This is a genomic window from Chlamydia muridarum str. Nigg (assembly GCF_000006685.1).
GTDB lineage: Bacteria > Chlamydiota > Chlamydiia > Chlamydiales > Chlamydiaceae > Chlamydia > Chlamydia muridarum.
This window is the reverse complement of record NC_002620.2, coordinates 866,369-891,301: the sequence shown is the minus strand read 5'-3', so window position 1 is coordinate 891,301 and position 24,933 is coordinate 866,369. Positions and strand designations below refer to the sequence as shown.

Genomic DNA, 24,933 nt, shown 5'->3' with positions numbered 1-24,933 from the left:
ATTAACGAATGTGAGCCTTAGAGAGAAGAGCTTCGGCAAATAAAAGATCTTCAGGGTAGGTAATCTTCATTTGCACTCTGTTACTGAATACCAGAGTAGGTTCTATACCAAGTAGTTCAGCGGCTTCCGAATCATCAGATAAGGTAAAATCCATCATGTTAGCAAGAAGAAGACCTTCTTTCAGTATTTCTGTATTAATGCATTGGGGAGTATGAATTACTGCCACAGCATCTCTATCTAAGGTGCGTACTGGAGTACGAGATTTTATTGTATAAGTTGCGGAGGTGGCGAGAGCTGCTGCTCCAGTTTTAAGAGCTGCGGAGCAGACTTCAGAAACTTCATTTGCATAGACGAAAGGGCGAACGCCATCATGTACGCATACCCATGGCAAAGAAACTTGTTGTAATCCAGAAAAGACGGAATCTTGACGTAGAGCTCCTGGTGAAGCAAATTTCACGGAGTAGGGGGAGAACAATTCTTGGTAGTGTTCTTCGCAGACAACAACGATTTCTTGAATGAAGGGGAGGCTTTGATAGGAATGTAGGGCATGAAGAATTAGCGGCTCCCCACAAAGAGGAGTGTATTGCTTGGGTTGGGGGGAGTTAAAACGCTCGCCTCTCCCTCCTCCTAACAATACGAGGGAACAGCTAAGGTTCATAGAGACACCTCATTATACAAATTTCCGGGGGAGAGAAAAACCGTATGCGTTTCCATCCTCCTAGTCCTCGGTTTACATACAAGAGCCTTTTCTCTTGAGGGAAAGAGAATAATCCTCGAGCTAGCTCTGGGTTTTCTAATCCCGAAAGTTTATTCGTTATGGTATTAGCAAACTTGGGCCAGGGAAGTGAGATTTGAGGCCCGTGAGAGTGCCCAGAAAAAACGACATCGCCTGGATAGTCTTTAAGATAATGAATAGTATCGGGATTATGGGAAAGAATAATACCAGGTAACGTGGGATTATAGTTAGTAAAAGCTTTTTTTGGATCGAATTGTTTGGCAAAAAAGTCTCCTAATCCAACGATATTCACGACATCGGAGAGTGTTACGCTTTGATTATGTAATAATTGAAATGGCGTATTATGCAGAATACTTAGTAGGTGAGGATTAGGATCTTGAGGAGTAAATTCCTCAGCGAATTCATTATGAGAAGAAGAGAATAAGCTCTGATAAACAGAGGTTAAAGCTCTTCTTAGAGGGCGGCTGCTTGTTTCCGGAATAGTATTAATTTTCCCATGAATATCTCGGGATACGTAGGTAGCATAATCATGATTCCCTAGGCAGGCAAAACATCCTAGAGGAGCGTTCAAAGAACATAAGAAATTTTTTAGTTTGTTAGAGGATTCAACCTTAGCACGACAGATAAAGTCCCCCGTAAATACGAGCATATCAGGGGATAGAGAAGAAACTTTGCGAGAGATCTTTTTTAAAAAAGCATCTGGGGTTGATTGGTTTAAGTGTAAGTCCGAAATCTGCACGATACGAAGCCCGTGAAGATGAGCAAACTTTTTGGGCAGTCTCCAATCCAAACGGGTTAATTTTAGTAAATTGGGTTCTAAGTGGTTGGCCCAAATCCACGTCAAAACTGGCGCCGCTACGATGGCTGTCAAAGATACAGTACTGCCCACAAACACGAACAAAAAGAATTAACTTGTTCCCCATCTTAAGGACGAGGAACTCGTGAGTCAATTTCTATTTTATTTAACAATGTGTTTAGAGACTATTTTTGTCATTTGGAACATATCTACAGGGTCTTTGGAACCAAAAACCTTGGCTAATTTATCATCAGGATTGATGTTGCGTTTGTTAGTAGGATCTTGAAGTTTATTCTGCTTAATATAATCCCAAATTTTCTTAATGATTTCTGTGCGAGGCATAGGCCCTGTACCAACAATGGCAGCTAAATCAGAAGATACGTTCACAGGCTGCATGAAAGCAGAGTTCTTATTTTGACTCATGGATGACTCCTAGTTAAAGAAGGTGATAAGCAAAGTTTTCGGCTCTTCCCTCGCAACTCTTTTATTCCCTAACAAGGTTTATCGTCAAAATAAAAAACATAGTAAAGCTTTTAGGGAGAAGGTGTGGAATCAGCAAGCTGGAGAGCAATCGATTTCTAAATGATGCAAGAATTTGATCCCTAAGAGATGATCGTGTTACCATGAGAGCGTTTTGCAATGCTACTGTAGAAAGGAAAGATCTCCTCCAAAAAGAGGAGGGGGTGTTAGACATTCTGGAAGGGGAACGATTATGCACGAGAATTTTGATAAACGATTGGAGCTTTTGCTTGAAGGCTTATCTTTAACTCGGAGGTTTCTTTGACCCGGAAGAAAAAGAAACTGAGTTAAAAAATTTAGAGCAGCTGTCGATTCAAGATAGTTTTTGGGACGATGTTTCCAGAGCGGGAAGAATTTCAGAAAAAATTGCTAGATTAAAACAGCAATTATTAGAATATAACGAATTAAAAAACAAAATTAACAGTATAAAATTCTTTTTAGAAGATGAAGAATCTTCTAAAGATTTAGAAATACAAAAAGAATTAGAAAAAGAATTTATTTTTTGTGAAAAGAAGATAGCAGAATGGGAAACACTTAGACTGCTTGCTGGTGAGTTAGATCGCAATTCTTGTTTTCTATCCATTAATGCAGGAGCCGGTGGAACTGAATCTTGTGATTGGGTGGAGATGTTATTCCGTATGTATTCGCGGTGGGCCAACAGCCATGGATGGAAAGTAGAAGTTATCGATCGGCTGGATGGTGAAGTTGCAGGGATTAAGCACATTACATTGAAACTCATTGGTGAATATGCTTATGGTTACGCCAAAGCAGAAAGCGGGGTGCATCGTTTAGTACGTATCTCTCCCTTTGACAGTAATGCGAAACGGCATACAAGTTTTGCATCAGTAGAAGTGTTCCCCGAGATTGATGATAAAATAGAAGTTGAGATCCGTCCTGGAGATATTCGTATTGATACGTATCGTTCTTCTGGAGCTGGAGGACAACATGTGAACGTAACAGATTCGGCAGTACGCATTACCCACTTCCCCACAGGAATAGTGGTTTCTTGTCAAAGTGAACGTAGTCAAATTCAAAACCGAGAAGCGTGTATGAATATGTTACGTGCTAGAATCTATCAGAAGCTGTTACAAGAACGTTTAGAGAAACAAAACACAAATAGAAAAGAAAAAAAAGAAATCAGCTGGGGATCCCAAATTCGTAATTATGTATTTCAGCCCTATACTTTAGTGAAAGATGTGAGGACAGGATACGAAGTAGGTAATATCCAAGCAATGATGGATGGAGAGCTTTTAGATGCTTTTATCAAGGCGTACCTAGCTGATTATGGAGAAATTACATGACCACTACGCGTGATCCATTACTAGAAATTCGTTATACGGTTCCTGAGGACGCACATTACATATGTCTTTGGTTAAATGATCCGAAAATTCTTCGGGGATTCCCTTTAAAAACGGAAGCAGAAATTCGTGACAGCGTAAATTTTTGGATTAGCTTTTATCGTTGTCGCAGTAGTTTGACTGCTGTATACAATGGAGAAGTCGCTGGAGTAGCCACTCTTATACTCAATCCCTATGTTAAGGTGTCCCATCACAGTTTACTGTCTATCATTGTTGGAGAAAGGTTCCGTAATAAAGGGATAGGCACTGCTTTATTGAATAACTTGCTCCATTTAGGAAAGACTCAGTTAAAATTAGAACTCGTATACCTAGAAGTTTATGAGGAAAATCCCGCCATTCACTTGTATGAGAGATTTGGGTTTGTAGAGGTAGGAAGACAAAAGACTTTTTACAAAGACGAATTAGGATATTTAGCTAAAATTACTATGGAAAGGGCGCTCTGAGTTTTCTATATAGAGCCGAAACTTTTTTTTGTGTAAGATGGTTGCTTTAAGAGGACTTTTGTCTTGAAAAACCCGCTCTTTAGGTGGGGATTTCGAGCATAGAGTATGTTTGAAATCGGAATATAGAACAATTTATCGGGGACCCCCTGATAGTACATAGACTATAGGTAAGAAGCATGGCAGGACACAGTAAGTGGGCCAATACTAAACACCGAAAAGAAAGAGCTGATCATAAAAAAGGGAAAATTTTTTCTCGAACTATTAAAGAACTCATTTCTGCAGTCAAAATGGGAGGCCCAGATCCTAAGTCGAATGCTCGTTTACGAATGATCATTCAGAAAGCTAAAGATCAAAATATCCCTAACGAGAATATTGAGCGTAATTTGAAGAAGGCTTCTTCTGCCGATCAAAAAAACTATGAAGAAGTGACTTATGAGCTATACGGATTTGGAGGTGTTGGAATCATTGTAGAAGCCATGACCGATAATAAGAATCGTACGGCTTCGGACATGCGTGTGGCTGTTAACAAACGGGGAGGGGCTTTAGTTGAGCCCGGAAGTGTTTTATATAATTTTTCTCGTAAAGGAGCCTGTTATGTCCCCAAAAGCTCTATTGACGAGGCCTCTTTATTAACACATGTCATTGACTGTGGGGGGGAAGATTTAGATAGTGAGGACGAGGAGTTCTTTTTGGTTCTTTGTGAGCCTACAGATTTGGCATCGGTTAAAGAGGCGTTATTGGCTAAAGGAGTGACGTGTTCTGAAGAGAAGATGATCTATGTTCCTTTGCGATTAGTTGATTGTGATGAAGAAGCAGGGAAATCTAATTTGGCTCTAATCGAGTGGTTAGAGAACATCGATGATGTGGACGATGTTTATCACAATATGACGTAATATGTAATGAGCAGAACTTTGGGTTCTGCTCATTCGCTTCTTTATTGTACGGTTCCAATTAATGAACTGAGGGATTGTGTCGTTGCCCTCGCTGCTGCGAAAAGATTTTGTCCAATAGAAGAGGGGGTATTGTTGTTGTTTATAATTCCTTCCAGTTTTTGTCCTTGCATTGCTAGGGTTACTTTGTTCGTAACACTTGTTAAAGCTTGAGTGACGTTTTTCGCTGCATCATAGAGAGAGACTTTTTCCCCTGAACTTCCTGTGAGAGGAGAGGCTGTTCCGTTCTCTCCTGGAACACTATCTGTATGAGCTATGATTCCTCCGGAACCCGTTTCTTTGCGGAATTGGTCTATGATGGCTCCAAGTTGAGGTCCATTAAGATTTGTAAACTTCCCGTCTGAAGTAAAGACTTTGTCAAGGTGTCCTCTTAAACGAGGGAGTAATTCTGCTAATGTGGTTTCTCCAGGGATATTGCCGCCATTCTTAACTAGCTTGGCTTGAGTTTCTCCTCCTTTTATCATCAAAGAAGAAGCTGCAGCTTTCCCATTTGTTCTAGGTGTTGTCATCAAAGGTGTGGATGGTGTTGCTGGAAGCAGGGAGGCTAATCCAATTGGGGAAGATGTATTTCCTCCTCCTCCTCGATAAGGCGATACTACAGTTTCTTTAGCGCTTCCGTTTTGTTCTACATCATGAATGATATCTCCTAAATTTTGATTAGCGGGTAAAGGTCTCTCTGTAGATCCACCATTTTCTCCTGGATAGACAGTGTCTAGATGTTTGCGTACAGCAGCTAGGATATCTGGTCCGCTTGGTGTACCACCATCCCCTACAGGAGTATTTTTTCCAGAGTCGTTACCATTAGTGGACTCTGTATCCGATATACCGTCATCATCCCCGAATCCTGAATCAGCATCAGAAACATCTTCTAAGTCTGCATTAGCATTTACACTAGAGCTTGTGTCTGTAGATTCCGTATCTCCTGGAGTGATAATAGTTTCTTGAGCGGCTCCGTTTTGTTCTACATCATGGATAACGTTCCCCAGATTTTGATTAGCAGGGAGAGGTCCTTCTGTAGATCCGCCATTTTCTCCTGGATAGACAGTGTCTAGGTGTTTACGTACAGCAGCCAGGATGTCTGGTCCGCTTGGGTCACCATTTTCTTCTGTGGAAGTAGTTTTACCAGAGTTATTACCATTAGTGGACTCTGTATCCGATACACCGTCGTCGTCTCCGATTCCAGAGTCAGTATCAGAAGTATCTTCAACGTCTGCATCAGCATCTACAGAGGAGCTTGAGTCTGTAGGCCCTGTATCTCCTGGAGTGATAATAGTTTCTTTAGCAGATCCATTCTGCTCCACATCATGGATAACGTTCCCCAGATTTTGATTAGCAGGGAGAGGTCCTTCTGTAGATCCGCCATTTTCTCCTGGATAGACAGTGTCTAGGTGTTTACGTACAGCAGCCAGGATGTCTGGTCCGCTTGGGTCACCATTTTCTTCTGTGGAAGTAGTTTTACCAGAGTCATTGCCATTAGTGGACTCTGTATCCGATACACCGTCATCGTCTTCCACCCTTGAATCAACGTCAGATAAACTTCCATCGACATTATTGGAGTTGTCATTCGTGTTGATATCGCCGTTAGTTTGGTTGTTTGTATCAATATCACTGGTATCTAAATCGCTAGTATCTGTAGACATGTCCACAGATTGAGAAGATGTTGGTGTGCCGGATCCTTTAGATACGTTTGTATCCCCAATATTAACATTGGTTCCACCGACATTAACATTGACGTTGATAACGGGGGTTTGCGATGGGGATGAGGGAGGTGTCGCGAATGGTTCAGACCCAATAGTTTCATTAGAGAAGGAGATGCCGTCATCACCAGGGGTAGGGGAAGAGCCCCAGTTGATTTTATTAAACGGCGCTGTTCCATCAAAGATCTTTCCAAAATCTACTCGATGCCCACGTCTCCAGGCTGAAGGAGTATAATTGGGGCCGTTTTCTTTGGGGTTCCACGGCCCATAGGCAACACAGGTTCTAAATTTGTTGTTGATGATAACTGAGCTTGGGAGGTGCCCCCCACTTTCTATCCCGGCCTTAGAAGAGACCAAGGGGTCAACTCGATTTCCCCAATCAGAGGAGAATTTATTGTATCCTGTGCAAAACTTTGCACACATATCTTCTAAGTCCTTTAAGCCAAGGTCTTCTTTAGTTTTCCCATTCTGAACCTTCATGGAACAGACTTGATCCCAATTTCCATTCGGAACAAAGATAAAGCTACTTCTAGTTGTGTCTATAAAGACTAAATGCCCGGAGTGTTCGAGCATTTTTGCTTTTGTATTGGGATTAGATAGGAAAGCTAGTAGAGAACTTTTATCTGTAGGGCTGTAACTAGGAAGAGACATATTAGGTAGACCTTCCGGTCCTGGACTAAATATATTCTCATTACGAGGGCTGGTTGTATAGGTAGATGATCGGAGCTGTCTAATAGCTTCTTGCTGATTATTTATGGGATTTCCTGTTCCGGATGCATGGCTTTCCTGGACGTGTGTGTTTTTCTCACCATGACTTCCGATTGTTTCATAAGTGTTTTCACCATTGTTGCTAATTGTTTTGTACTGAGTCTCAACATCTTGGTAATCACTATCAACTGTCGAATCGGACGAATTGGTCGGGGTATCAACATCATCGTAATTACTACTAACTTCTCCATCAGATGTAGTGGCTTGGGTTTCGGATTCCTCAGAAGTTTCTTGTGAGGTAATTTTCCCAGAAACAGCGCTTGAAGTTTTGTTTGCAGTGGCGGAGGCTTTAGGAGATGGAGCGGATGTTGAAACACTAGACGTAATAGGAGAAGGGGTACCTGTAGTGGATTGGATGTTTTCTCCACTAGACTGAATTATAGATGTAGAAGCAGAAGATGTTGTTGTTGCTGTTTGTGCGACTGAAGTACTTGTAGTCGTTGATGATACAGTAGAAGTTCCGAGAGATCCAGAAGATGCTGTAGTAGTTGATACTGTAACAGTTGGAATAGAAGATGGAGAATTACTTATTGGAGTCGTCATAACTACAAATTAAAATAAAAAAACAATTAGTTAATTAGATTTTAATAAGTAGATTTTATTAAATGCTACAATGTTTGTTTTTTGTAATGTTTTCTTATTAACAAAACTTTGTTTGTTAATAAGATGTCTTTTAGAAAAATAAAGTTTTCGTGAAAAATAACAGCATACCGGTTAACGTTTGTGAAGAAATGCAATTAAGGGAATTGAAATGCCTGGTATTAAAGTTTTTGGAGGAACTGTCCTACAAGGGTCCGTACGTGTGTCAGGGGCTAAAAACGCTACAACTAAATTACTTGTGGCATCCTTACTTTCAGATAAGCGTACCATTTTGAAGAACGTTCCTAATATAGAGGATGTTCAACAAACGGTTGATCTGTGCCGGGCTTTAGGGGCAATTGTAGATTGGGACAAGCAAGCGCAAGTTATTGACATTCACACGCCACGTATTTTGTTATCCAAGGTTCCTCCGCAATTTTCTTGCGTAAACCGCATTCCTATTTTGCTGTTAGGTGCTTTGCTACGTCGTTGTCCCTATGGAATTTTTGTTCCTATTTTGGGAGGAGATGCCATTGGTCCACGCACATTACATTTTCATCTCGAAGGGTTAAAGAAACTTGGTGCAGAGATTATTGTGAGTGATGAAGGATATTGGGCAGCTGCTCCAGATGGTCTCATTGGAGCGCATATTACTTTGCCTTATCCTTCTGTAGGAGCTACAGAAAATCTTATCCTTGCATCTGTCGGTGCTCAAGGGAGAACGATTATTAAGAATGCAGCTCTGGAAGTAGAGATTATTGATCTAATTGTTTTCTTACAGAAAGCTGGTGTAGAGATCACGACTGATAATGATAAAACAATCGAAATTTTTGGTTGCCAGGACTTTTATTCTGTTGAACACTCTATTATTCCAGATAAAATCGAAGCGGCTTCTTTTGGTATGGCTGCAGTTGTTTCTCAAGGGAGAGTTTTTGTAGAGCATGCGCGTCATGAGCATATGATTCCTTTCTTAAAAGCCCTAAGATCCATAGGCGGAGGGTTTTCAGTTCAAGAAAATGGCATCGAATTTTTTTATGATAAACCTTTAAAAGGTGGGGTGCTCTTAGAGACAGATGTACATCCAGGGTTTATTACGGATTGGCAACAGCCTTTTGCTGTTTTACTGTCTCAAGCAGAAGGCTGTTCTGTTATCCATGAAACGGTGCATGAGAATCGACTGGGGTATCTGAGTGGTTTAGCAAAAATGGGCGCTCATTGCGATTTATTTCATGAATGTCTAAGTGCCAAGTCTTGTCGATACTCTACAGGGAATCATCCGCATAGTGCAGTCATTCATGGACCGACTCCTTTGCAGGCAACACATTTAGTGATCCCCGATTTGCGTGCGGGGTTTGCCTATGTTATGGCAGCTCTTATTGCCGAGGGAGGGGTTTCTAAGATTGAGAATACAAAGATGTTAGACCGAGGGTACACAGACTGGCTAGGGAATTTAGAAAGACTAGGAGCCAAAATACTCACAGAGAAAACAAGATGTGTCTAAGGGAAGGATTTTAGACCTTCCCTTAGATTGTTTTTACAGGTGATCTAGAGTCTTCAGACCTAATAGGTGCATGCCTGTTTCCAAGGTTTTTTCTGTCAGACCGCAGAGATAAAGACGCTCTTGTTGATAATCAGACCCTTCTATATGACAATCACGGAAGAAAGCATTAAACTTATTTGTAAGCACGTAGAGGTAATCTGTCAGAAAATGTGGACAGAGTTCTCTTAAAGTTAAATCTAAAACTTCGGGGAAGCGCAGTAAAGTAAGAGCTAATGTTTCTTCCGCGGGTTCATGAATAGATAGAGGTCCTTTTTGAGGAAGAGTATCTAGCTTCATTCTACGTTTGATTCCTTGAATTCGTACGTAAGCATACAGAAGGGACATCGCTGTGTTTCCTTCAAAACGTAGCATTTTCTCAAAAGAGAACACGTAGTCATTGATTCTATGTGCGGAAAGATCTGCGTATTTAATCGCATTGATGCCGAGGATAGGACCCTGATAAGCTAGCTCTTCTTCGGAAATTTCTGGGCGATGTTCTCTTAAGGATTCCTTAGCTTTTTCAATAGCAGTATCTAGCAGCTCTTGAAGTTTGATATTTTCTCCTGAGCGCGTTTTGAATTTTCTCCCTTGAGTGTCTAAAACTAGTCCGAATCCTACATGAGAGAAGATTCCTTTATGGGGAAGATATCCGGCTGCTAAGCACGTAGCTTCCAATAATTGGAAGTGCAAGGATTGCCCAGAGTCTGTGACGATAAGAATTCTGTCAGCATGGTCTTGCTGTATACGGTAGCGCATGGCTGCAACATCTGTCGTTGCATAGTTGTATCCACCATCACTTTTTTGAATCATTAGAGGGATGGAAAACTCTTCGTGGAATACACATTTTGCCCCATCAGAGAGAGTAACAAGGTTTTTGGATTCCAGATCTGAAACCACATCTGCCAAAAAGGGGTTATAAAAAGACTCTCCACGAGTATGAAGTTCAACATCTAAGATAGAATAAATCTTTTGAAAAGATTTTTCTGAAACAGCGCAAATCTGTTTCCATAATGCAAGAGCTTGAGGATCTCCAGATTGTAAGGCTACGACATTATATTGAGAGCGTTTTTTAAATTCTGGGTCTTCAGCAAAACGTACGTGGGCTTTTTTATATAATTCTGTGAGATTTTCCAGCTGATGAATGTCAGTTTGTGCTGTTTCTTGTAGATAGGTGATAAGCATGCCAAAAGCTGTTCCCCAATCTCCAATGTGGTTCAAACGTAAGACATCATGGCCCACAAAAGAAAAACATCGAGCCAGACAATCTCCTATGATAGTGGAGCGAAGATGCCCAACATGCATGTCCTTAGCGATATTAGGAGAGGAGAAGTCAATGATCACTTTTTGTGGTGAGGAAACAGGAAACCCTTTCGCTAATTCTTGAGAAAAGATTTGGAGCTGATTAGCTAGGAATTCTTTTGAGAAAGTGAAGTTAATAAATCCTGCTCCAGCAATTTCTATAGAAGAAAAAGGAGTAGCTGGAATGTGTGCAACGATTTCTTCTGCGATTGCTCGGGGAGATTTTCGTAATGCGCGAGCAAGTTTCATCGCATCATTGCATTGGTAATGTCCAAAATGCTCTTTAGTGGATGGAGTGATATCTAGGGTAAGCTCTTCCAATTCAGGGAAAGCTTGACGAATCGCTGAAGAACATAGCGAAGTCAGAAAAGAGAGAAGTGTTGTCATAAGAATCTACAAAACTAAGGAATTTCTCCGATGCATCCTTGCTGGAACCAAGTACGAAGTTTTGCAATCTTGGCCATGATGCGTTCGGTCGCTAATTGATAAGCTTCTTTTTTATCAATAGCAGGGTTGTCAATGAGATCTTGGAATGAAATAGGAGTCCCTATCACGGTAGTCAAAGTTTTCCAGAGCTTAGGGAATTTTTGGTGTTTTCCAAAAGCTTCGAGGGTTCCAGCAACATAAACAGGAATGACAGGGACATTTCCTTTAAGAGCTAGCATTCCCACACCTACTTTCCCTTGGTGAATTTCTCCATCAGAATGACGGGTTCCCTCTGGGTAAATAATGAGCTTTTCTCCGCGAGAAAAGATATTAAGCGCAGCCTTGAAGGCTGCAGAATTTCCAGCATTCCTGCTAATGGGGTAGCATCCTAACTCGTGAAAAAGCCAATGCGCGAAAGAATTAGCAAACAAACCAGACTTAGCCAAATGATAAATTTTACCAGGGAAGGAGAGAGGTATTATTATGGGATCAAGAAACGAAACATGATTCGCAGCAATAATAGCAGCCCCTGTCACAGAAGCACTAGCTTTGGATCTAAAGATTTTTCTTCTGTAAAACAGAGGAAACAGTAAGCGAACAAGGCTCTTTGCAATAGTAAAAATCATGCTAAACGAGAATGTATCAAAGGAACGATTTTCTCTAGAATTTGGCTTATTGTCAAATCAGAAGAGTCAATAACTAGAGCATCTGCAGGGATGACAAGGGGATCGAGTTCTCTTTGCTGATCTGCTTGATCACGTGCTATGAGTTCGGCAGTCAAGGCTTCTTGAGATAGGGAGCCTTCAGGTAAGTCCTTTAGTCGTCGCTTTGCGCGAATCTCTGGCTCGGCTGTTAAAAAGATTTTGACTTCAGCATGAGGGAACACCTTAGATCCCATATCACGCCCTTCAAAAACGCAGCTCCCTACACTAGCATATCTTTTTTGCAACGTTTGCATATAGGCGCGAACTTTAGGTTCTTTTGAGAAAATAGAGGCAAAATTAGCCACTTCTTGAGAGATCAATTCAGAGGTTAGGGGGCGGTTTTCATAAAAAGCTTGTAAAGGAGCATCTTTAGAAAAAGAGAAGGAAAATGGGGGGGAGGCAAGAAAGTCTTCTAAAGGGACCTCTTGCCAATCAGGTTGTAAGCGAGCATAAGCGAGTGTTCGGTACATGGCCCCTGTATTGCAGTAGTTAAACTGTAATGTCTTTGCTAATGCCTTTGCTAATGTACTTTTCCCTGTTCCAGCAGGCCCATCTATAGTGATAATCATCCTAAAAATGTCCCATTTTGAGTGATAAGAAGGATAGCGTAAACGATAGGTGTAGAAAGAAGCAAGGAGTCTAGGACATCCAACATTCCTCCAATAGATTCTAGATCGCTACTGTTTTTAATTTGCGCATCGCGTTTGAATGTGGATTCGATAATATCTCCAAAGAAGCCACTAATTCCTAATATGATCCCTAAGGCAACTAGGATCCAAGGCATTGCAATCTGATTTGCAAAGGATTTAGGAAGATGAGAGTAGAAGATCAAACTAACTAGAATAGAAGCTATGCAACCAGCTACGAAACCTACTACAGTCTTGTTTGGGCTGATGACTGGAGCAATGCGTTTTTTTCCAAAAGCTTTTCCAAAAAAGTATCCAAAAATATCAGAGCTCTTCGTAGTAGCAATAAGAAAAATGGCCCACCAAATCCCTATAAATGGAGTGTCGGTATGGACAAACCCATAAAGGATGTGCAGAAACAGTCGGATAGGAACGGATACATAAAGCATACAGAATAAAGCAAGGCCAGTAGATCCTATCGGGCCCAGTTTATAGTGGCGACTTTTGAACACGAGGTGAACAGTCCAAAAAAATAGAAAGAACCATGGGATAAGGTCCACATGCTCTGGAAGTAGCATTTTACAACGAGCTGTTAGGCAAGTTAGGGCGACAAAAATAGCAGAGCCTATGGAGCTATATCGAGTGAAAGAAAAGGGGAATTTCATTCTGACCATGGAAGACATTTCGTATGTCCCAATCGCTGCGCAGGTTGATGAAAGAAGCCCCACGATGAAGGCTGAACTAGGATATAGAGATGTACAGAGAAGGATAACAAGGAAGACCAGAAGAAGCGAATGGACAACTAAGCGCTGACAAAAATCACTTTGAAGAATGGAGTTTTTATCCGAGTCGAACATAGCGTTTATTTCCCTCCGCGCCTTGATCGTTGTTGGTATGTTTTAATTGCTTCTAACAAGTCGTGGGCCGTGAAATCAGGCCATAACACATCTGTTACGTAAAGTTCTGTATAAGCTATTTGCCATAAGAGAAAATTACTGACACGCATTTCACCTCCTGTACGAATAAGCAAATCCGGGTCAGGGAGGCCAGATGTGTCTAAGTAAGAGCTGATAAGCTCTTCAGAAATTTCATTGATAGAGATTTTTTTGTTTGTAAGGTCCTGATGCAATTCCTTGAACGCACGAACTAATTCGTTTTTACTTCCATAGTTAATCGCAAAAATTAATTCCATATGGGAGTAGTGTGTTGTGGCGGAGACTGCTTTTGCAATGTTATTTTGCAATTCTTGAGGGAGTTTGGATAAGTCTCCGATACATCGTAGCCGGATTTCCCGATCGTGCAGAAAAGAGAGTTTACTATGCAACTGTGAGTTAAATAAGGAAAATAATTCAGCGACTTCTGTTTTTGATCTAGAAAAGTTTTCTGTAGAGAACGCGAACAAGGTGAGAGCTTCTACTCCTAGGAGTGCAGCTGTATCAACAATTTGCGGGATGCTGTCAGCTCCTCGACGGTGACCGGAGATGGCATTGCTTTTACAAAATTGTTCATGTTTCTTTTGCCATCGACGGTTTCCATCCATGATGATGGCGATATGCTTAGGGAGAGGGGGCTCTCGTAGAAAATTTTCTTGAATTGGGTTCGCCTGTTCTAAAGCTAGAGACATACGCAGTCTGACATTCTATTGGCTGGAGATTTGGCTGTCCTCAGAGGATCATGGAGGAGGATCCATGATCCTCTGGTTTTTTCTAAGCAACGACTCCCATAGCGATATAGTGGGGGAAGGCAGCGCCTCTAGTAAATCGTTCTTAGAACTCAGAGCAGGGATGGTACTCATAGACAATGATTATTATCAAGTCCCCTCTAAAATAGAGAAGTCTCTTTCCTATAAAAATCATTTTTAAGAAGAGGTGATAAATAAAAAATTCTTTTGTTTTAAAGACATGTTTTGAGAGTTGCGGTTTAGCAATTCAGTTTGGTAGAATGTACTAACGATCTCATGCTTATTAAGAGCGGGAGTCTTAAATCTCTGTATTTGGTTTGAACGGGATTGTTAAAGAAACCTGATGGAAGGGATAAAAAATTGGTGGTAAGCAAGGAAGTATCACATGAAATTGCCTGAAGTAAGTTTCACTTCCCCCTCATCTCTGTTTAGATCTTCCCCAAAACAGCCAAAGGTGGAGAAGTCGTCAGTTTCCTTGCATTGCCTACAGTCAAGCAATTGGATGCAAAGGATTGTGCCCTCATTAATTGTTCTGCTGGGGGTTTCTGTTTTAGCTTGCAGTGTTCTTGCCTTTTGTACAAGCTTCACAGCTTTGCCTGGGGTAGGTTTGGTGATCTTAGGTTCGTTACTTCTTTATTGTGCGTATCACCAGGTGTACAATATGCGTGTTCGTGTAGCGCTTTCTTTTGATACTCTTTCTGAGAAACTGTAAAGGTTATTACGCAAAAAGGTCTTTTATAAGCCTTTGCTGGCTTGTGATTACCCTTGATTATAAACGTTACAAAAAACATACTGAGCTACAATTTTTTTGACGTAAATAAAGGGTATAGTTTAGGAAAATCTTTCCTTCTGGATATCTGGCTAGAGTTTTCTATTGATTTGATTGGAAAATAGTTAAAAGCAATTGTTTTGTTCTGATAGGAAGGTTCTGACCGAGCTTATTTCTAAGCGTCAAAAAAATGGGGGAGACTCCGGGCTCCTTCTCTTGTCATTGAGAGGGTTTTCCTTTTCTAAACCATATGTTTCGAAGAGCCTAGAACTTCTTTCCCGCTGCTTTATCGTAGGGTTAAGTAGCTGCATTCGCAAAATTCACGAATAACGAAGAGCCTCATAATGAAGCGTAATTTTAAGCGAAATCTAAGTGTTATAATTTTTGTTTTTGCCTTAGCTTTGTATCATGTTTTGCCTACCTGTTTATACTATTCGCGTCCTTTGAATAAAAAAATAGAGGGGCGTGAGGCACACAAGATCATAGAACGGCTCACACAGCAGGTCGCGGATGCACGAAATGATTTAACCGTTCGCGTTAAAAGAATTCTATCCACATTAAAATTGCGCGGATCTGTGAAACCACATCTCAGCATTCCGGGAGTAGTAAATGTGCATTTCCCTTTAGCAGAAGATGCGGCAGTTTTTATTGATAATGTGGTGCATGGAGAACACTCTGTTCCTACTAAGTCAGCAAGACTATATGTTTTAGGAAGTTCTGAACTGACAGGGGAGACTATTGTTCAAGTCTCTGGAAGTTTGGTTACTTCTTTAACAGAAGAAGATTTCTCTTTTGTTTCCTATGAGGACAAAGACCTGGTAGTTTCTCAAGAGTTAGAAAATATTGCCACTAACCTGTTTGTCAATGTGGAATGCTCTTGTGATCATGGTTATAGTTCTTTATGGGATTCCATGCCTATTGAGAAAGTTGCTCATATAGCACGGGGTATTTGTTCTGGTTTGCGATTACTTCCCACAGAGAAGACTCAGGCTTTCTTGTCGCGTTTTTTAGGGACAGAGCAAGATTTTGTCGCGTTTTTGTCGCGGGTAGAGAATGCTCTGCATCATGAGGATGTTAAAGAATATCGTGAAGAGCTTAACGAAGCTGCTTATCTTTTGCATTCCCGTAATTTACGTTGGAATGAGATGAGTCCTCGAGTTGTAGGAAACGTTGTTGATTGTAGCGAGTTGTCCCCTTGTTTCTCTTCCATGTCGTTGACTGGGGATGGAAAATTATTATTCCATTTTGATGCCGATGTTATTGCTAAACGTCAACAGTTAGTTGGTGATGAGCGTTTAGATTTGGAGCGTTTGTTCGCTGTTGAAAAACAGCACATAGCTACACGATTGAATCGTTCTGTTGAAGAAACGGAGTCCGGGTTTGCCTTCCGATTAAGAGACGAAGCTGCAAGCGGTAAGATTGTTTTGCAGGGCCACAGAGTTTGTCAGCGAATTGTGGAGCATTTGACGGCATTAGTTCTTAATCGTCCCATTGCCGAAACTTGTGATTTATCTATAGAAAATTTCCCAGTGTATAGCAGGGAACCTATGGAGAATGACACTTTAGGATGTTTTATTTTTTCTCCAGATAGTAGCTGCCGGCATTTTTCTAAAGGTTCTGTATATATTGTGTTTAAAGGGCTTCGTTCAATTATTGCGAAGTGCGAAAGTTCAGGACCTCAGGAAGCTGGATTGTTACAACAGGATCTACAGAATTTGTATGCGTGTTTTATTCATACGGATGCAGTTTCTTGGAGCTTAGGAGAGGATCGTGTTCTAGAAATCAAGGAACCCTTGCAGCGTGTTATTCAGGTTTGGGGGGAAGAATTTGTTCAAAGTTTTGGGGAAGCCTCTCTCGAAGTTCGGGACGTTCGAGATCGTTTAGCTGTAGTTAATCGCATTGAGAAAGCTCAGCACGCAGAGCTTGTCCGTTGGGATGATCAATATCGTCAGGCTCAGTGTTCTATGAATCCTCAAGTTCGCTTGCGAGCAGCAATCCCACATAAAAATGTTTTTGTTGAGAATTTTAAACTGAATGTTAGGAAGTATTCTCGAGGGGAACACGTTTTACGATTTGGAACAGATTTTGTCGGAGGAAAGCAAATTCGATTAGCTTTTCGAGATCATCAAGGGAACCTTGTAACGGACAAAGAAGGGATTGATAAGGTTTCTGATGAGTTATACGCTCGGTTAAATAAATTGGGAGTATCTGAAGTAGGGATGCAAAGAGAGGGGGATCACATACAGGTAAGTGTTCCTGGCGCTGCAAATCTTTCTTCTGCTGATATCTTAGGGACTTCGAAAATGTCTTTTCACGTCGTGAATGAGCAATTTTCTTCAAGAAGCCCCTTACGTTATGAAGTACAAACCTTCTTAGATTACCTCTGGTTTACAGCTCGTAGTCTTGATAAATCTTCTCCTAAAGATATCAATCATTTGGCAGCAACCATTTTTCATGAAAATCAAGGACCTATTCCTGCTAATGTTCGTGCTGCTATTGGGAAATTGAAGGAGGCTGGATTAAATTTTTCTAAAGAACATGAGATGGGATCTGCTTGCTTAGATACTCAATACTCTATGATTGCTGTAGAAAAAGGGTCTGGGGAGCAGGTGAATCCTCTTATGATTGTATTTAGAAATCATGCTTTAGAGGGGGCTTCTCTTAAGAATATTCGTCCAGAATTTGCGGTAGGGGAAGGTTATGTTTTAAATTTTGGTGTTAAGGATAAAGCCGTATCACTCGATAGCAAGGAGACTCCGGTTCAGCAATTCCATGCTTGGACATCTAAGTTTTGTCAAGAGGGGGTTAATGGAACAAAAAATAGCCAGTTCTCTGGAGGAAGAGGTTGGCGCATGGCTGTTGTTTTAGATGGGTATGTAATTAGTGATCCCGTGTTAAATGTTCCGCTCAAAGATCATGCAAGTGTTTCTGGGAATTTTTCGTACAGGGAAGTCAATCGTTTAGCTTCTGATCTTAAATCTGGGGCTATGTCCTTTATCCCTGAAATTTTAAGTGAGGAAGTAGTTTCTCCAGAGTTAGGACACTCTCAGAGGTTGCAAGGGATTCTCTCTGTATTTTTAGGACTAGTGGTTCTCATTGCATTAATGAGTGTTTATTACAAGTTTGGGGGTGTCATTGCCTCGGTAGCCGTTCTTCTTAATTTACTACTTATCTGGGCATCTATGCAGTATTTAGATGCTCCTCTTACTCTATCAGGACTAGCTGGAATTATCTTAGCAATGGGGATGGCGGTTGATGCTAACGTCCTGGTTTTTGAAAGGATTCGAGAAGAATATTTATTGAGTAGAAGTTTATCAGAGTCTGTAGAGGCTGGTTATAAGAAGGCTTTTAGTGCAATTTTTGATTCTAATTTAACAACTATTTTGGCTTCGGCATTGCTTCTCATGTTGGATACAGGACCAATTAAAGGGTTTGCTTTGACCCTGATCATTGGAATTTTTTCTTCTATGTTCACATCTTTGTTCATGACGAAGTTCTTTTTCTTGATTTGGATACAAAAAACGAGAGAGACCCAATTACATATGATGAACAAGTTCATAGGGGTCAAACATAATTTCTTGAAAGAATGTAAGCGTTTGTGGGTTGTTTCCGGGGCTGTAGTCGTTTTAGGTTGTATTGGGCTAGGCTTTGGTGCCTGGGACTCCATTTTAGGTATGGATTTCAAGGGAGGATACGCGCTGACCTTAGATTCTGATGTTTGTGCCTATAATCCAGATCAGATGTGTTCTGCTTTAAAAAAACGCTTCCGGGAAATTGGGTTGTCTTCTCGTGATTATCGTGTGCGTAAAGCTGATAGCTCTGGAAAAGTTAAGATCTATTTTTCTCAAAATGCTTTAGCTCGTGTTGAGCAAGCGAAAGGGGGGTATTCGGAACAGAATGGGGCGGACCATCATCTAGCTCAAGTTTTGCAAGTATTATCCGATTCTAGTGATGCTACTTCTCCTGCAGCATTTGAATCCTCTCGAGGAAGTTGGTTTAAGGTAAGTGGACAGCTTTCGAATAAAATGCGAACACAGGCAATCATGGCATTATTTGGAGCTTTAGGAATTATCTTACTTTATGTTAGCTTGCGTTTTGAATGGAGATATGCTTTCAGTGCAATTTGTGCTTTAATGCATGATTTGTTAGCGACCTGCTCTGTATTAGTTGCTCTGCATTTCTTTTTGCATAGAATACAGATTGACTTACAAGCAGTGGGCGCATTGATGACGGTGTTAGGCTACTCTTTGAATAATACGTTGATTATTTTTGATCGTATTCGAGAGGACCGACGTGAGAAATTGTTCACCCCAATGCCCATATTGATCAATGATGCTTTGCAGAAGACTCTGGGACGTACGGTCATGACAACAGCGACCACCCTGTCTGTGTTGGTCATTTTGTTATTTGTTGGAGGTGGCTCTATTTTCAATTTTGCGTTTATTATGACGGTAGGGATTTTGTTAGGAACGTTATCTTCGTTATACATAGCTCCTCCGCTTCTCCTATTCATGGTGCGTAAGGAAGAACAGAATTCCCTGCAGTAAATAACGAAATGCGCTTGGGCGTATGTAATCCTGGAATTATGGGATTATTGCTCCTTTCCTCCTGAAGGAGGAAAGGAGCTTTTTTTTAAAAGAGCTCCTCTCCTGGGATGAGAGTATATGGAAAAAGACAAATTATCTGCACTCGGACAAAAATGGACGTATCCTAAGCATAATGAGGAGTTTCTGAAGAAGATTATAAAAGAATTGTATCTTCATCCTGTAATTGCTCAAGTTCTTGTATCGCGAGGGTTTCAATCTGTCCAAGAGATCCGAGATTTTTTGTATCCGCAATTCCCATCGTTACATCCAGCCTCTTCGTTTTTGGATATGGAAAAAGCTGTCGCTCGTCTCCTTAAATCTAAGGAAAACAATGAGCATGTTATGATCTATGGCGATGGGGATGTAGACGGCATAACAGGTGTGACTTTACTCGTAGAATTTTTACAAATGCTCGGAGTAAAGACGAGCTATTGTTGTTCCGGTACTTTGTTTAAACAACACGGAGAAATTACCTCTTTGATTTCTCAGATGCTACAAGATGGCGTTTCTCTCTTAATTACTGTGGATTGTGGAATTACTGCAGGAAGGGAAGTTCGTTCCATTAACAAACAGGGTATAGATGTTATTGTCACAGATCATCATACGCCTACAGGGAAACTTCCCCATTGTATTGCCACGTTGAATCCGAAATTAGATAAAAATTCTTATCCAAATAAGGAGCTGACCGGGGTTGGGGTAGCTTTTAAGTTAGTATGTGCAACTTATGAAGAACTGATTAAGCAGGATGCTTCTTGGAAAGATAAAATAGATCTGTTGCATTTTTTAGATTTAGTGAGTTTAGGAACAATTGCAGATGTTGGCAGACTTTCCGGGGAGAATCGTATTTTAGTTTCCTATGGAATTAAAGAAATCACAAAAGGAAAGCGTTTAGGCTTAAAAAAGCTTTGTTCTTTGTCAGGGGTTGATAAATCGGATATTTCTTCAACAAATTTAGGAATTAGAATTACCCCTAAATTAAATAGCTTAGGAAGATTAGCAGATTCTAGTCAGGGCGTTAAGTTATTATTATCTCAAGATCCTCGAACTGTGGGAACAATCGTTTCGGAGCTTGCTATTGTGAATCAGGAGCGTCAGAGAATAGAGGCTGAAGTGCTCCGTGATGTAGAAAGAATTTTGGCAGCAAATCCTAAGCTAACTGCTCAATCTGCCATTGTATTGGCATCTCCTTATTGGCATTCTCGAGTCATCCCGATTATTTCTGCTCGTTTGGCACGTACCTATAACAAACCCGTAGCAATTATTGCTCTTCAAGATGGTATAGGAAAAGGTTCTTTACGTACGATAGGGGCGTTCCCTTTATTAGGAGTGCTTCGTAAATGCGAATCGTTTTTTCTATCCTATGGAGGACATGATTTTGCAGCAGGGCTTATGATCAAAGAGGAGCAGATAGAAGGGTTCAGGAAAAAATTCATCCATTTAGTGAATTCCTCCTTAAGGAAAGACGAGGCTACGTTAACCTTGCCTTTGGATGTATGCATGGATTTCTCTCAAATTAGCCAAGATCTGATCTCTTCTATGGAGCTTCTGGAGCCTTTTGGTAAGGGGAATCCGTCTCCAGTTTTTTATACAAGGGCCATACAAGTACGTTATCCAAAGCTATTATCTGGGAATCACGTAAAATTATATTTAAATAGTGGGGAAAGAAATTTGGAGGGCACGGCTTTTGGTCAGGGAGATAAGATTAGTTTGCTCAAGGCTAATTGGAATATGCCTCTAGATATCGCTTATACACTGCGTGTTATGAAGCGGTCTGTTCATGGGGCGGTTCGTCTTCTTATTCAGGACTTTCGTATACAGGCTCCTTGATCGCTTGTATCTCCTGGCGGTCATTGTACCATTCTTATCGAGATCGGGAGGAGGTATTTTACCCCTGTCATCTTCAACTCTAGCTTAACTATCTTATTTTAATTAGGATAATCAGGAAATATTGTAAATTTCTTGAAAAACTCTCTCTCACAATAGGCTTAATTGTAAAAAACTTACAAAAGTTTGTTTCAAAAATAGCATTTATTTTTAACAAACAGCTTGATTAATAAGTTTTTTGTTGGGAGAATATTACTTTCTCTTTTTAAATGGTTTAAGATTTTTTTGGATGGCGCTCGCCGCTATCCTGGAAAGAGAAAAACTAAACATAGTGGGAAGGGCTTGTCCGCTCTAGAGATGTAGGTAGGCGCTCTATGGGGTGTTTTTTAGGAGATAACAGGGGCCCAAGCCTAAAAAAGAAAAGGATGTGTTTTTAAGTGGACGGGGGAGGACTAAACAGTCGTATGGAATGCTTACAACAAGATACATGGGCCGAAGTAGAGCAAGTTCAAGAGGAGCAGCAAGAAGAGGAGAATGCTGTTTCCGCTAATGCGCAAAGGGTATCGATCACTCAGGCTGCCAAGTTACATAATGTGACTCGTCAGGCTATCTATGTCGCTATTAAGCAGAAGAAATTAAAAGCGTCGAAGACTACGCGCTGGGAAATTGATTTGCAAGATTTAGAGGATTACCGACGTAATCGTTATTCGAGAGCTAAGTCTACTTATCAAGGGGAATTGTTATTCGATAATGAGAAGGGGTTCTACTCTGTAGGTCAAGTGGCTTCCATGCTTAATGTCCCTGAACAGAAAATTTACTACGCTACACGCATTGGTGCTATGAAAGGGGAGCGTAGAGGGTCGGCTTGGGTTATCCATGTTTCCGAAGTGGATCGGTACCGGAACGATTATCTTAAGAAAGAAGCTGAGCGAAAAGGTAAAAATCTTTCTGCTATGAGAGAAGGATTTGGGACTCTCGGGGCATCAGAATTGCTAGCGGACTCAGAGGATTTTGTTTCTTAGAAATAGGATCTTCTTTGTGAGAAGCCCTCTTCGGAATTCCGAAGAGGGCTTTTTTATTGAAAAAGATACTTAGAAAAACTCGTTTTTTACTCTTTGTTAAAGTCGCCAAGAATGAATTTCTTTGGTATTGTGTAGGGACGTAGGGCTTTGAACGGTCCGATTTTATGCCTGCAAGATAAGACAGGAACCCTGGAGCAGGGAGTTCGTTTCACAAAAATAGAAAAGTTTCCTTTCCTGGGTTAGTAGCGAATGACTTTCCAAAATGTACGCGTTAGAGTGGCCCCTTCTCCTACAGGAGATCCTCATGTGGGGACTGCTTATATGGCTCTGTTTAATGAGGTTTTTGCAAGAAAATTTAATGGGAAAATGATTTTGAGGATTGAAGATACGGATCAAACTCGAAGTCGTGATGATTATGAAAAAAATATTTTCTCGGCGCTCAAGTGGTGTGGAATTCGTTGGGATGAGGGGCCAGATATCGGAGGCCCCTATGGACCTTATCGTCAATCTGAGCGCACAGAAATCTATAAAAAATATGCAGAAATCCTTTTGCAAACAGATTATGCGTATAAATGTTTTGCTACTCCTCAAGAGCTGCAAGAAATGCGAGCAGTGGCTAGTACCTTAGGGTACAGAGGAGGATATGATCGTCGGTATCGTTACCTTTCCGCAGAAGAGGTTCGACAAAGAGAGGAGCAGGGGCAACCATATACTATTCGCTTGAAAGTGCCTTTAACTGGGGAGAGTGTTTTTGAAGATCAGTGTAAAGGGCGTGTAGTTTTCCCTTGGGCGGATGTTGATGATCAAGTTTTGGTAAAATCGGATGGATTCCCTACTTATCATTTTGCCAATGTCGTTGATGATCATTTGATGGGGATCACACATGTGTTGCGTGGGGAAGAGTGGTTAAGTTCTACCCCTAAACATCTTCTTCTTTATGAAGCTTTTGGTTGGGAACCTCCTCAGTTTTTCCATATGCCGCTTCTTCTAAACCCTGATGGAAGTAAGTTATCAAAAAGAAAGAATCCTACTTCTATCTTCTATTATCGAGATGCTGGATATAAGAAAGAGGCGTTTATGAATTTCCTAACCCTAATGGGATATAGTATGGAAGGGGACGAGGAAATTTATTCCATGCAACGTCTGATAGAAGCTTTCGATCCTAAACGTATTGGTAGATCCGGAGCTGTTTTTGATATCCGTAAGCTTGATTGGATGAATAAACATTATCTCAATCATGAGGGATCTCCGGAGAGTCTTTTAAAAGAGTTGAAGGATTGGTTGTGGAATGATGAGTTTTTATTGAAAATTCTTCCTCTCTGCCAGACTCGAATCACTACGTTAGCAGATTTCATCCGATTAACTAGTTTCTTCTTCATGGCAATTCCAGAGTATTCTAAGGAAGATTTATTGCCATCTTCTCTTGGTCATCAGCAAGCCGCGGTAATGCTTTATAGTTTAGTTAAATATTTGGAGAAGAAAGATTTATGGGAAAAAGATTTCTTCTATCAAGGATCTAAGTGGCTGGCTGAGGCTTTCCAAGTTCATCACAAAAAGGCTGTAATTCCTTTGTTATATGTTACTATTACAGGGGAAAAACAAGGGTTGCCTCTTTTTGATTCTATGGAATTATTAGGGAAGGCTCGGACAAGAGCTCGGCTCACTCATGCTCAAAATTTATTGGGAGGAGTTCCAAAGAAACTGCAGCAACAGATCGATAAGGCATTGCAGGATCAGCCATTAGAAGAAATCCGTTTTTTGGATTTCTAGTTCTGGGAAAGTTCTTTAAGATTTAGAGAGCTTGGCTGAACTGTTGTGACAAAAGTCTTTTCAAATACAGCCTGAGCTAAAGAGAAATTTATGGCTTGGGCGTGTTTGAAAAGAGGAGAGCATCTTTGAGCCAAAATATACTCTCTCTTAGGGGGTTCGTAAGAACACCCTTGTGTTAAGAGGGCTGCTGTAGCAATCATCAAAAAGAAAAATCTTTTCATTTTTTTACCCCTTTGATTCTTTTATTATATAGTTAATTTGTTTGTTATCTATAGTTTAGGAATATTCTCTTTCGTTTTTATTTTTGTTTGTTTCTATCAACAGAATTTCATCTGTTTGAAATATAGTGATTTGACGCACATTGCTTTATAACTATTAATTAGTAACTATCTGTTATTAGATGATTCTTTTTAAAAAAGAATTGATATAATTTTTATTTTATAATGTAATATTGTCTGTGAGGGCCAGTTTCTTTTATTGGTAAAAGAATTGCTTTTGTTAATAAAAGAAACTTCGAGAGCCCTTTTCTAGAAAGGAGTCTGGAAGTTATGAAAAAAACTGCTTTGCTCGCTGCTTTATGTAGTGTTGTTTCTTTAAGTAGTTGTTGTCGTATCGTTGACTGTTGCTTCGAAGATCCATGCGCACCTATTAAATGTTCCCCCTGTGAATCTAAGAAGAGAGAAGTAAACGGTGGTTGCAACTCTTGTAACGGGTATGTCCCATCTTGCAAACCTTGCGGTGGGGAATTAGACCATGAAACTAAACAAGGCCCTCAAGCTAGAGGCATTCAGGCTGATGGCAGATGTAGACAATAGGTAGCGCAAGTTAAAAGCCTACCCA

The 24,933-nt window shown here is 40.6% G+C and carries 20 protein-coding genes; 10 read left to right on the top strand and 10 right to left on the bottom strand.

Features of this window, described 5'->3' with window-relative positions:
• Nucleotide 1 precedes the first annotated feature (1 nt).
• Genes ispD through TC_RS03770 form a run of 3 tightly spaced genes read right to left on the bottom strand, consistent with a single transcriptional unit; the run spans nt 2 to nt 1,955 of the window.
• A complete protein-coding gene (gene ispD / locus TC_RS03780) occupies nt 2-658 on the bottom strand; it encodes a 2-C-methyl-D-erythritol 4-phosphate cytidylyltransferase (RefSeq protein ID WP_010231427.1) in 657 nt (218 codons plus the stop codon).
• On the bottom strand, nt 648-1,637 hold the full coding sequence (gene lpxG / locus TC_RS03775; RefSeq protein WP_010231421.1) for a UDP-2,3-diacylglucosamine diphosphatase LpxG: 990 nt from the start codon (nt 1,635-1,637) through the stop codon (nt 648-650). Before lpxG ends, ispD begins: the two co-directional genes overlap by 11 nt.
• Before the next feature lie 57 nt (nt 1,638-1,694).
• A complete protein-coding gene (locus TC_RS03770; RefSeq protein ID WP_010231420.1) occupies nt 1,695-1,955 on the bottom strand; it encodes an SWIB/MDM2 domain-containing protein in 261 nt (86 codons plus the stop codon).
• Between the two features lie 289 nt (nt 1,956-2,244).
• Between TC_RS03770 and prfB the strand changes: the two genes are divergently transcribed.
• The 3 genes from prfB (at nt 2,245) to TC_RS03755 (ending at nt 4,745) form a co-directional block, all read left to right on the top strand.
• A protein-coding gene (gene prfB / locus TC_RS03765) for a peptide chain release factor 2 (protein WP_100065010.1) occupies nt 2,245-3,352 on the top strand; the annotation gives its coding sequence in 2 pieces (ribosomal slippage) (nt 2,245-2,309 and nt 2,308-3,352; 1,110 coding nt in all).
• Nucleotides 3,349-3,852: a GNAT family N-acetyltransferase gene (locus TC_RS03760; RefSeq protein ID WP_010231397.1), complete on the top strand. Its 504-nt coding sequence runs from the start codon at nt 3,349-3,351 to the stop codon at nt 3,850-3,852. The genes prfB and TC_RS03760 overlap by 4 nt, the downstream gene beginning before the upstream one ends.
• 176 nt (nt 3,853-4,028) lie before the next feature.
• Nucleotides 4,029-4,745, top strand: a complete 717-nt coding sequence (locus TC_RS03755; RefSeq protein ID WP_010231394.1) for a YebC/PmpR family DNA-binding transcriptional regulator — start codon at nt 4,029-4,031, stop codon at nt 4,743-4,745.
• 41 nt (nt 4,746-4,786) lie between these two features.
• Here the strand turns inward: TC_RS03755 and tarP are convergent, their stop codons facing one another.
• The gene (gene tarP, locus TC_RS03750) at nt 4,787-7,810 is read right to left on the bottom strand and encodes a type III secretion system actin-recruiting effector Tarp (protein WP_010231393.1); all 3,024 of its coding nucleotides are present in this window, start codon (nt 7,808-7,810) and stop codon (nt 4,787-4,789) included.
• Between the two features lie 208 nt (nt 7,811-8,018).
• Between tarP and murA the strand changes: the two genes are divergently transcribed.
• The gene (murA, locus tag TC_RS03745) at nt 8,019-9,347 is read left to right on the top strand and encodes a UDP-N-acetylglucosamine 1-carboxyvinyltransferase (protein ID WP_010231392.1); all 1,329 of its coding nucleotides are present in this window, start codon (nt 8,019-8,021) and stop codon (nt 9,345-9,347) included.
• A gap of 33 nt (nt 9,348-9,380) precedes the next feature.
• Here the strand turns inward: murA and argS are convergent, their stop codons facing one another.
• From argS to TC_RS03720, 5 genes are read right to left on the bottom strand one after another with little or no spacing between them, the layout of a single operon-like run.
• Complete coding sequence (gene argS, locus TC_RS03740; protein ID WP_010231391.1) at nt 9,381-11,072, bottom strand: arginine--tRNA ligase; 1,692 nt, start codon at nt 11,070-11,072, stop codon at nt 9,381-9,383.
• A 14-nt stretch (nt 11,073-11,086) separates the two neighbouring features.
• Nucleotides 11,087-11,737 (bottom strand): lysophospholipid acyltransferase family protein, encoded by a 651-nt coding sequence (locus TC_RS03735; protein ID WP_010231390.1) that lies wholly within the window; start codon nt 11,735-11,737, stop codon nt 11,087-11,089.
• A complete protein-coding gene (gene cmk, locus TC_RS03730) occupies nt 11,734-12,384 on the bottom strand; it encodes a (d)CMP kinase (protein ID WP_010231389.1) in 651 nt (216 codons plus the stop codon). The genes TC_RS03735 and cmk overlap by 4 nt, the downstream gene beginning before the upstream one ends.
• The gene (locus TC_RS03725; RefSeq protein WP_010231379.1) at nt 12,381-13,298 is read right to left on the bottom strand and encodes a phosphatidate cytidylyltransferase; all 918 of its coding nucleotides are present in this window, start codon (nt 13,296-13,298) and stop codon (nt 12,381-12,383) included. Before TC_RS03725 ends, cmk begins: the two co-directional genes overlap by 4 nt.
• A gap of 5 nt (nt 13,299-13,303) precedes the next feature.
• The gene (locus tag TC_RS03720; protein WP_010231376.1) at nt 13,304-14,065 is read right to left on the bottom strand and encodes an isoprenyl transferase; all 762 of its coding nucleotides are present in this window, start codon (nt 14,063-14,065) and stop codon (nt 13,304-13,306) included.
• A 442-nt stretch (nt 14,066-14,507) separates the two neighbouring features.
• Here TC_RS03720 and TC_RS03715 point away from each other — a divergent pair, with 442 nt between their 5' ends.
• The 5 genes from TC_RS03715 (at nt 14,508) to gltX (ending at nt 24,093) form a co-directional block, all read left to right on the top strand.
• Nucleotides 14,508-14,834 (top strand): hypothetical protein, encoded by a 327-nt coding sequence (locus TC_RS03715; protein WP_010231369.1) that lies wholly within the window; start codon nt 14,508-14,510, stop codon nt 14,832-14,834.
• Nucleotides 14,835-15,235: 401 nt separating this feature from the next.
• Nucleotides 15,236-19,438 carry a protein translocase subunit SecD gene (secD, locus tag TC_RS03710; protein ID WP_010231368.1) on the top strand — a complete coding sequence of 1,401 codons (4,203 nt, stop codon included), beginning with the start codon at nt 15,236-15,238 and terminating at the stop codon, nt 19,436-19,438.
• Nucleotides 19,439-19,555: 117 nt separating this feature from the next.
• Nucleotides 19,556-21,304: a single-stranded-DNA-specific exonuclease RecJ gene (recJ, locus tag TC_RS03705; protein WP_010231367.1), complete on the top strand. Its 1,749-nt coding sequence runs from the start codon at nt 19,556-19,558 to the stop codon at nt 21,302-21,304.
• A gap of 461 nt (nt 21,305-21,765) precedes the next feature.
• On the top strand, nt 21,766-22,323 hold the full coding sequence (locus tag TC_RS03700; RefSeq protein ID WP_010231366.1) for a helix-turn-helix domain-containing protein: 558 nt from the start codon (nt 21,766-21,768) through the stop codon (nt 22,321-22,323).
• Nucleotides 22,324-22,572: 249 nt separating this feature from the next.
• Nucleotides 22,573-24,093, top strand: coding sequence for a glutamate--tRNA ligase (gltX, locus tag TC_RS03695; RefSeq protein WP_010231365.1), 1,521 nt, complete (start codon nt 22,573-22,575; stop codon nt 24,091-24,093).
• Here the strand turns inward: gltX and TC_RS03690 are convergent.
• Nucleotides 24,090-24,314, bottom strand: coding sequence for a hypothetical protein (locus tag TC_RS03690; protein ID WP_010231363.1), 225 nt, complete (start codon nt 24,312-24,314; stop codon nt 24,090-24,092). The two genes, gltX and TC_RS03690, sit on opposite strands and share 4 nt — an antisense overlap.
• Nucleotides 24,315-24,641: 327 nt before the next feature.
• Here TC_RS03690 and TC_RS03685 point away from each other — a divergent pair, with 327 nt between their 5' ends.
• Entirely contained in the window at nt 24,642-24,908 is a 267-nt protein-coding gene (locus TC_RS03685) for a small cysteine-rich outer membrane protein (RefSeq protein WP_010231362.1), read from the top strand.
• Nucleotides 24,909-24,933 lie beyond the last annotated feature (25 nt).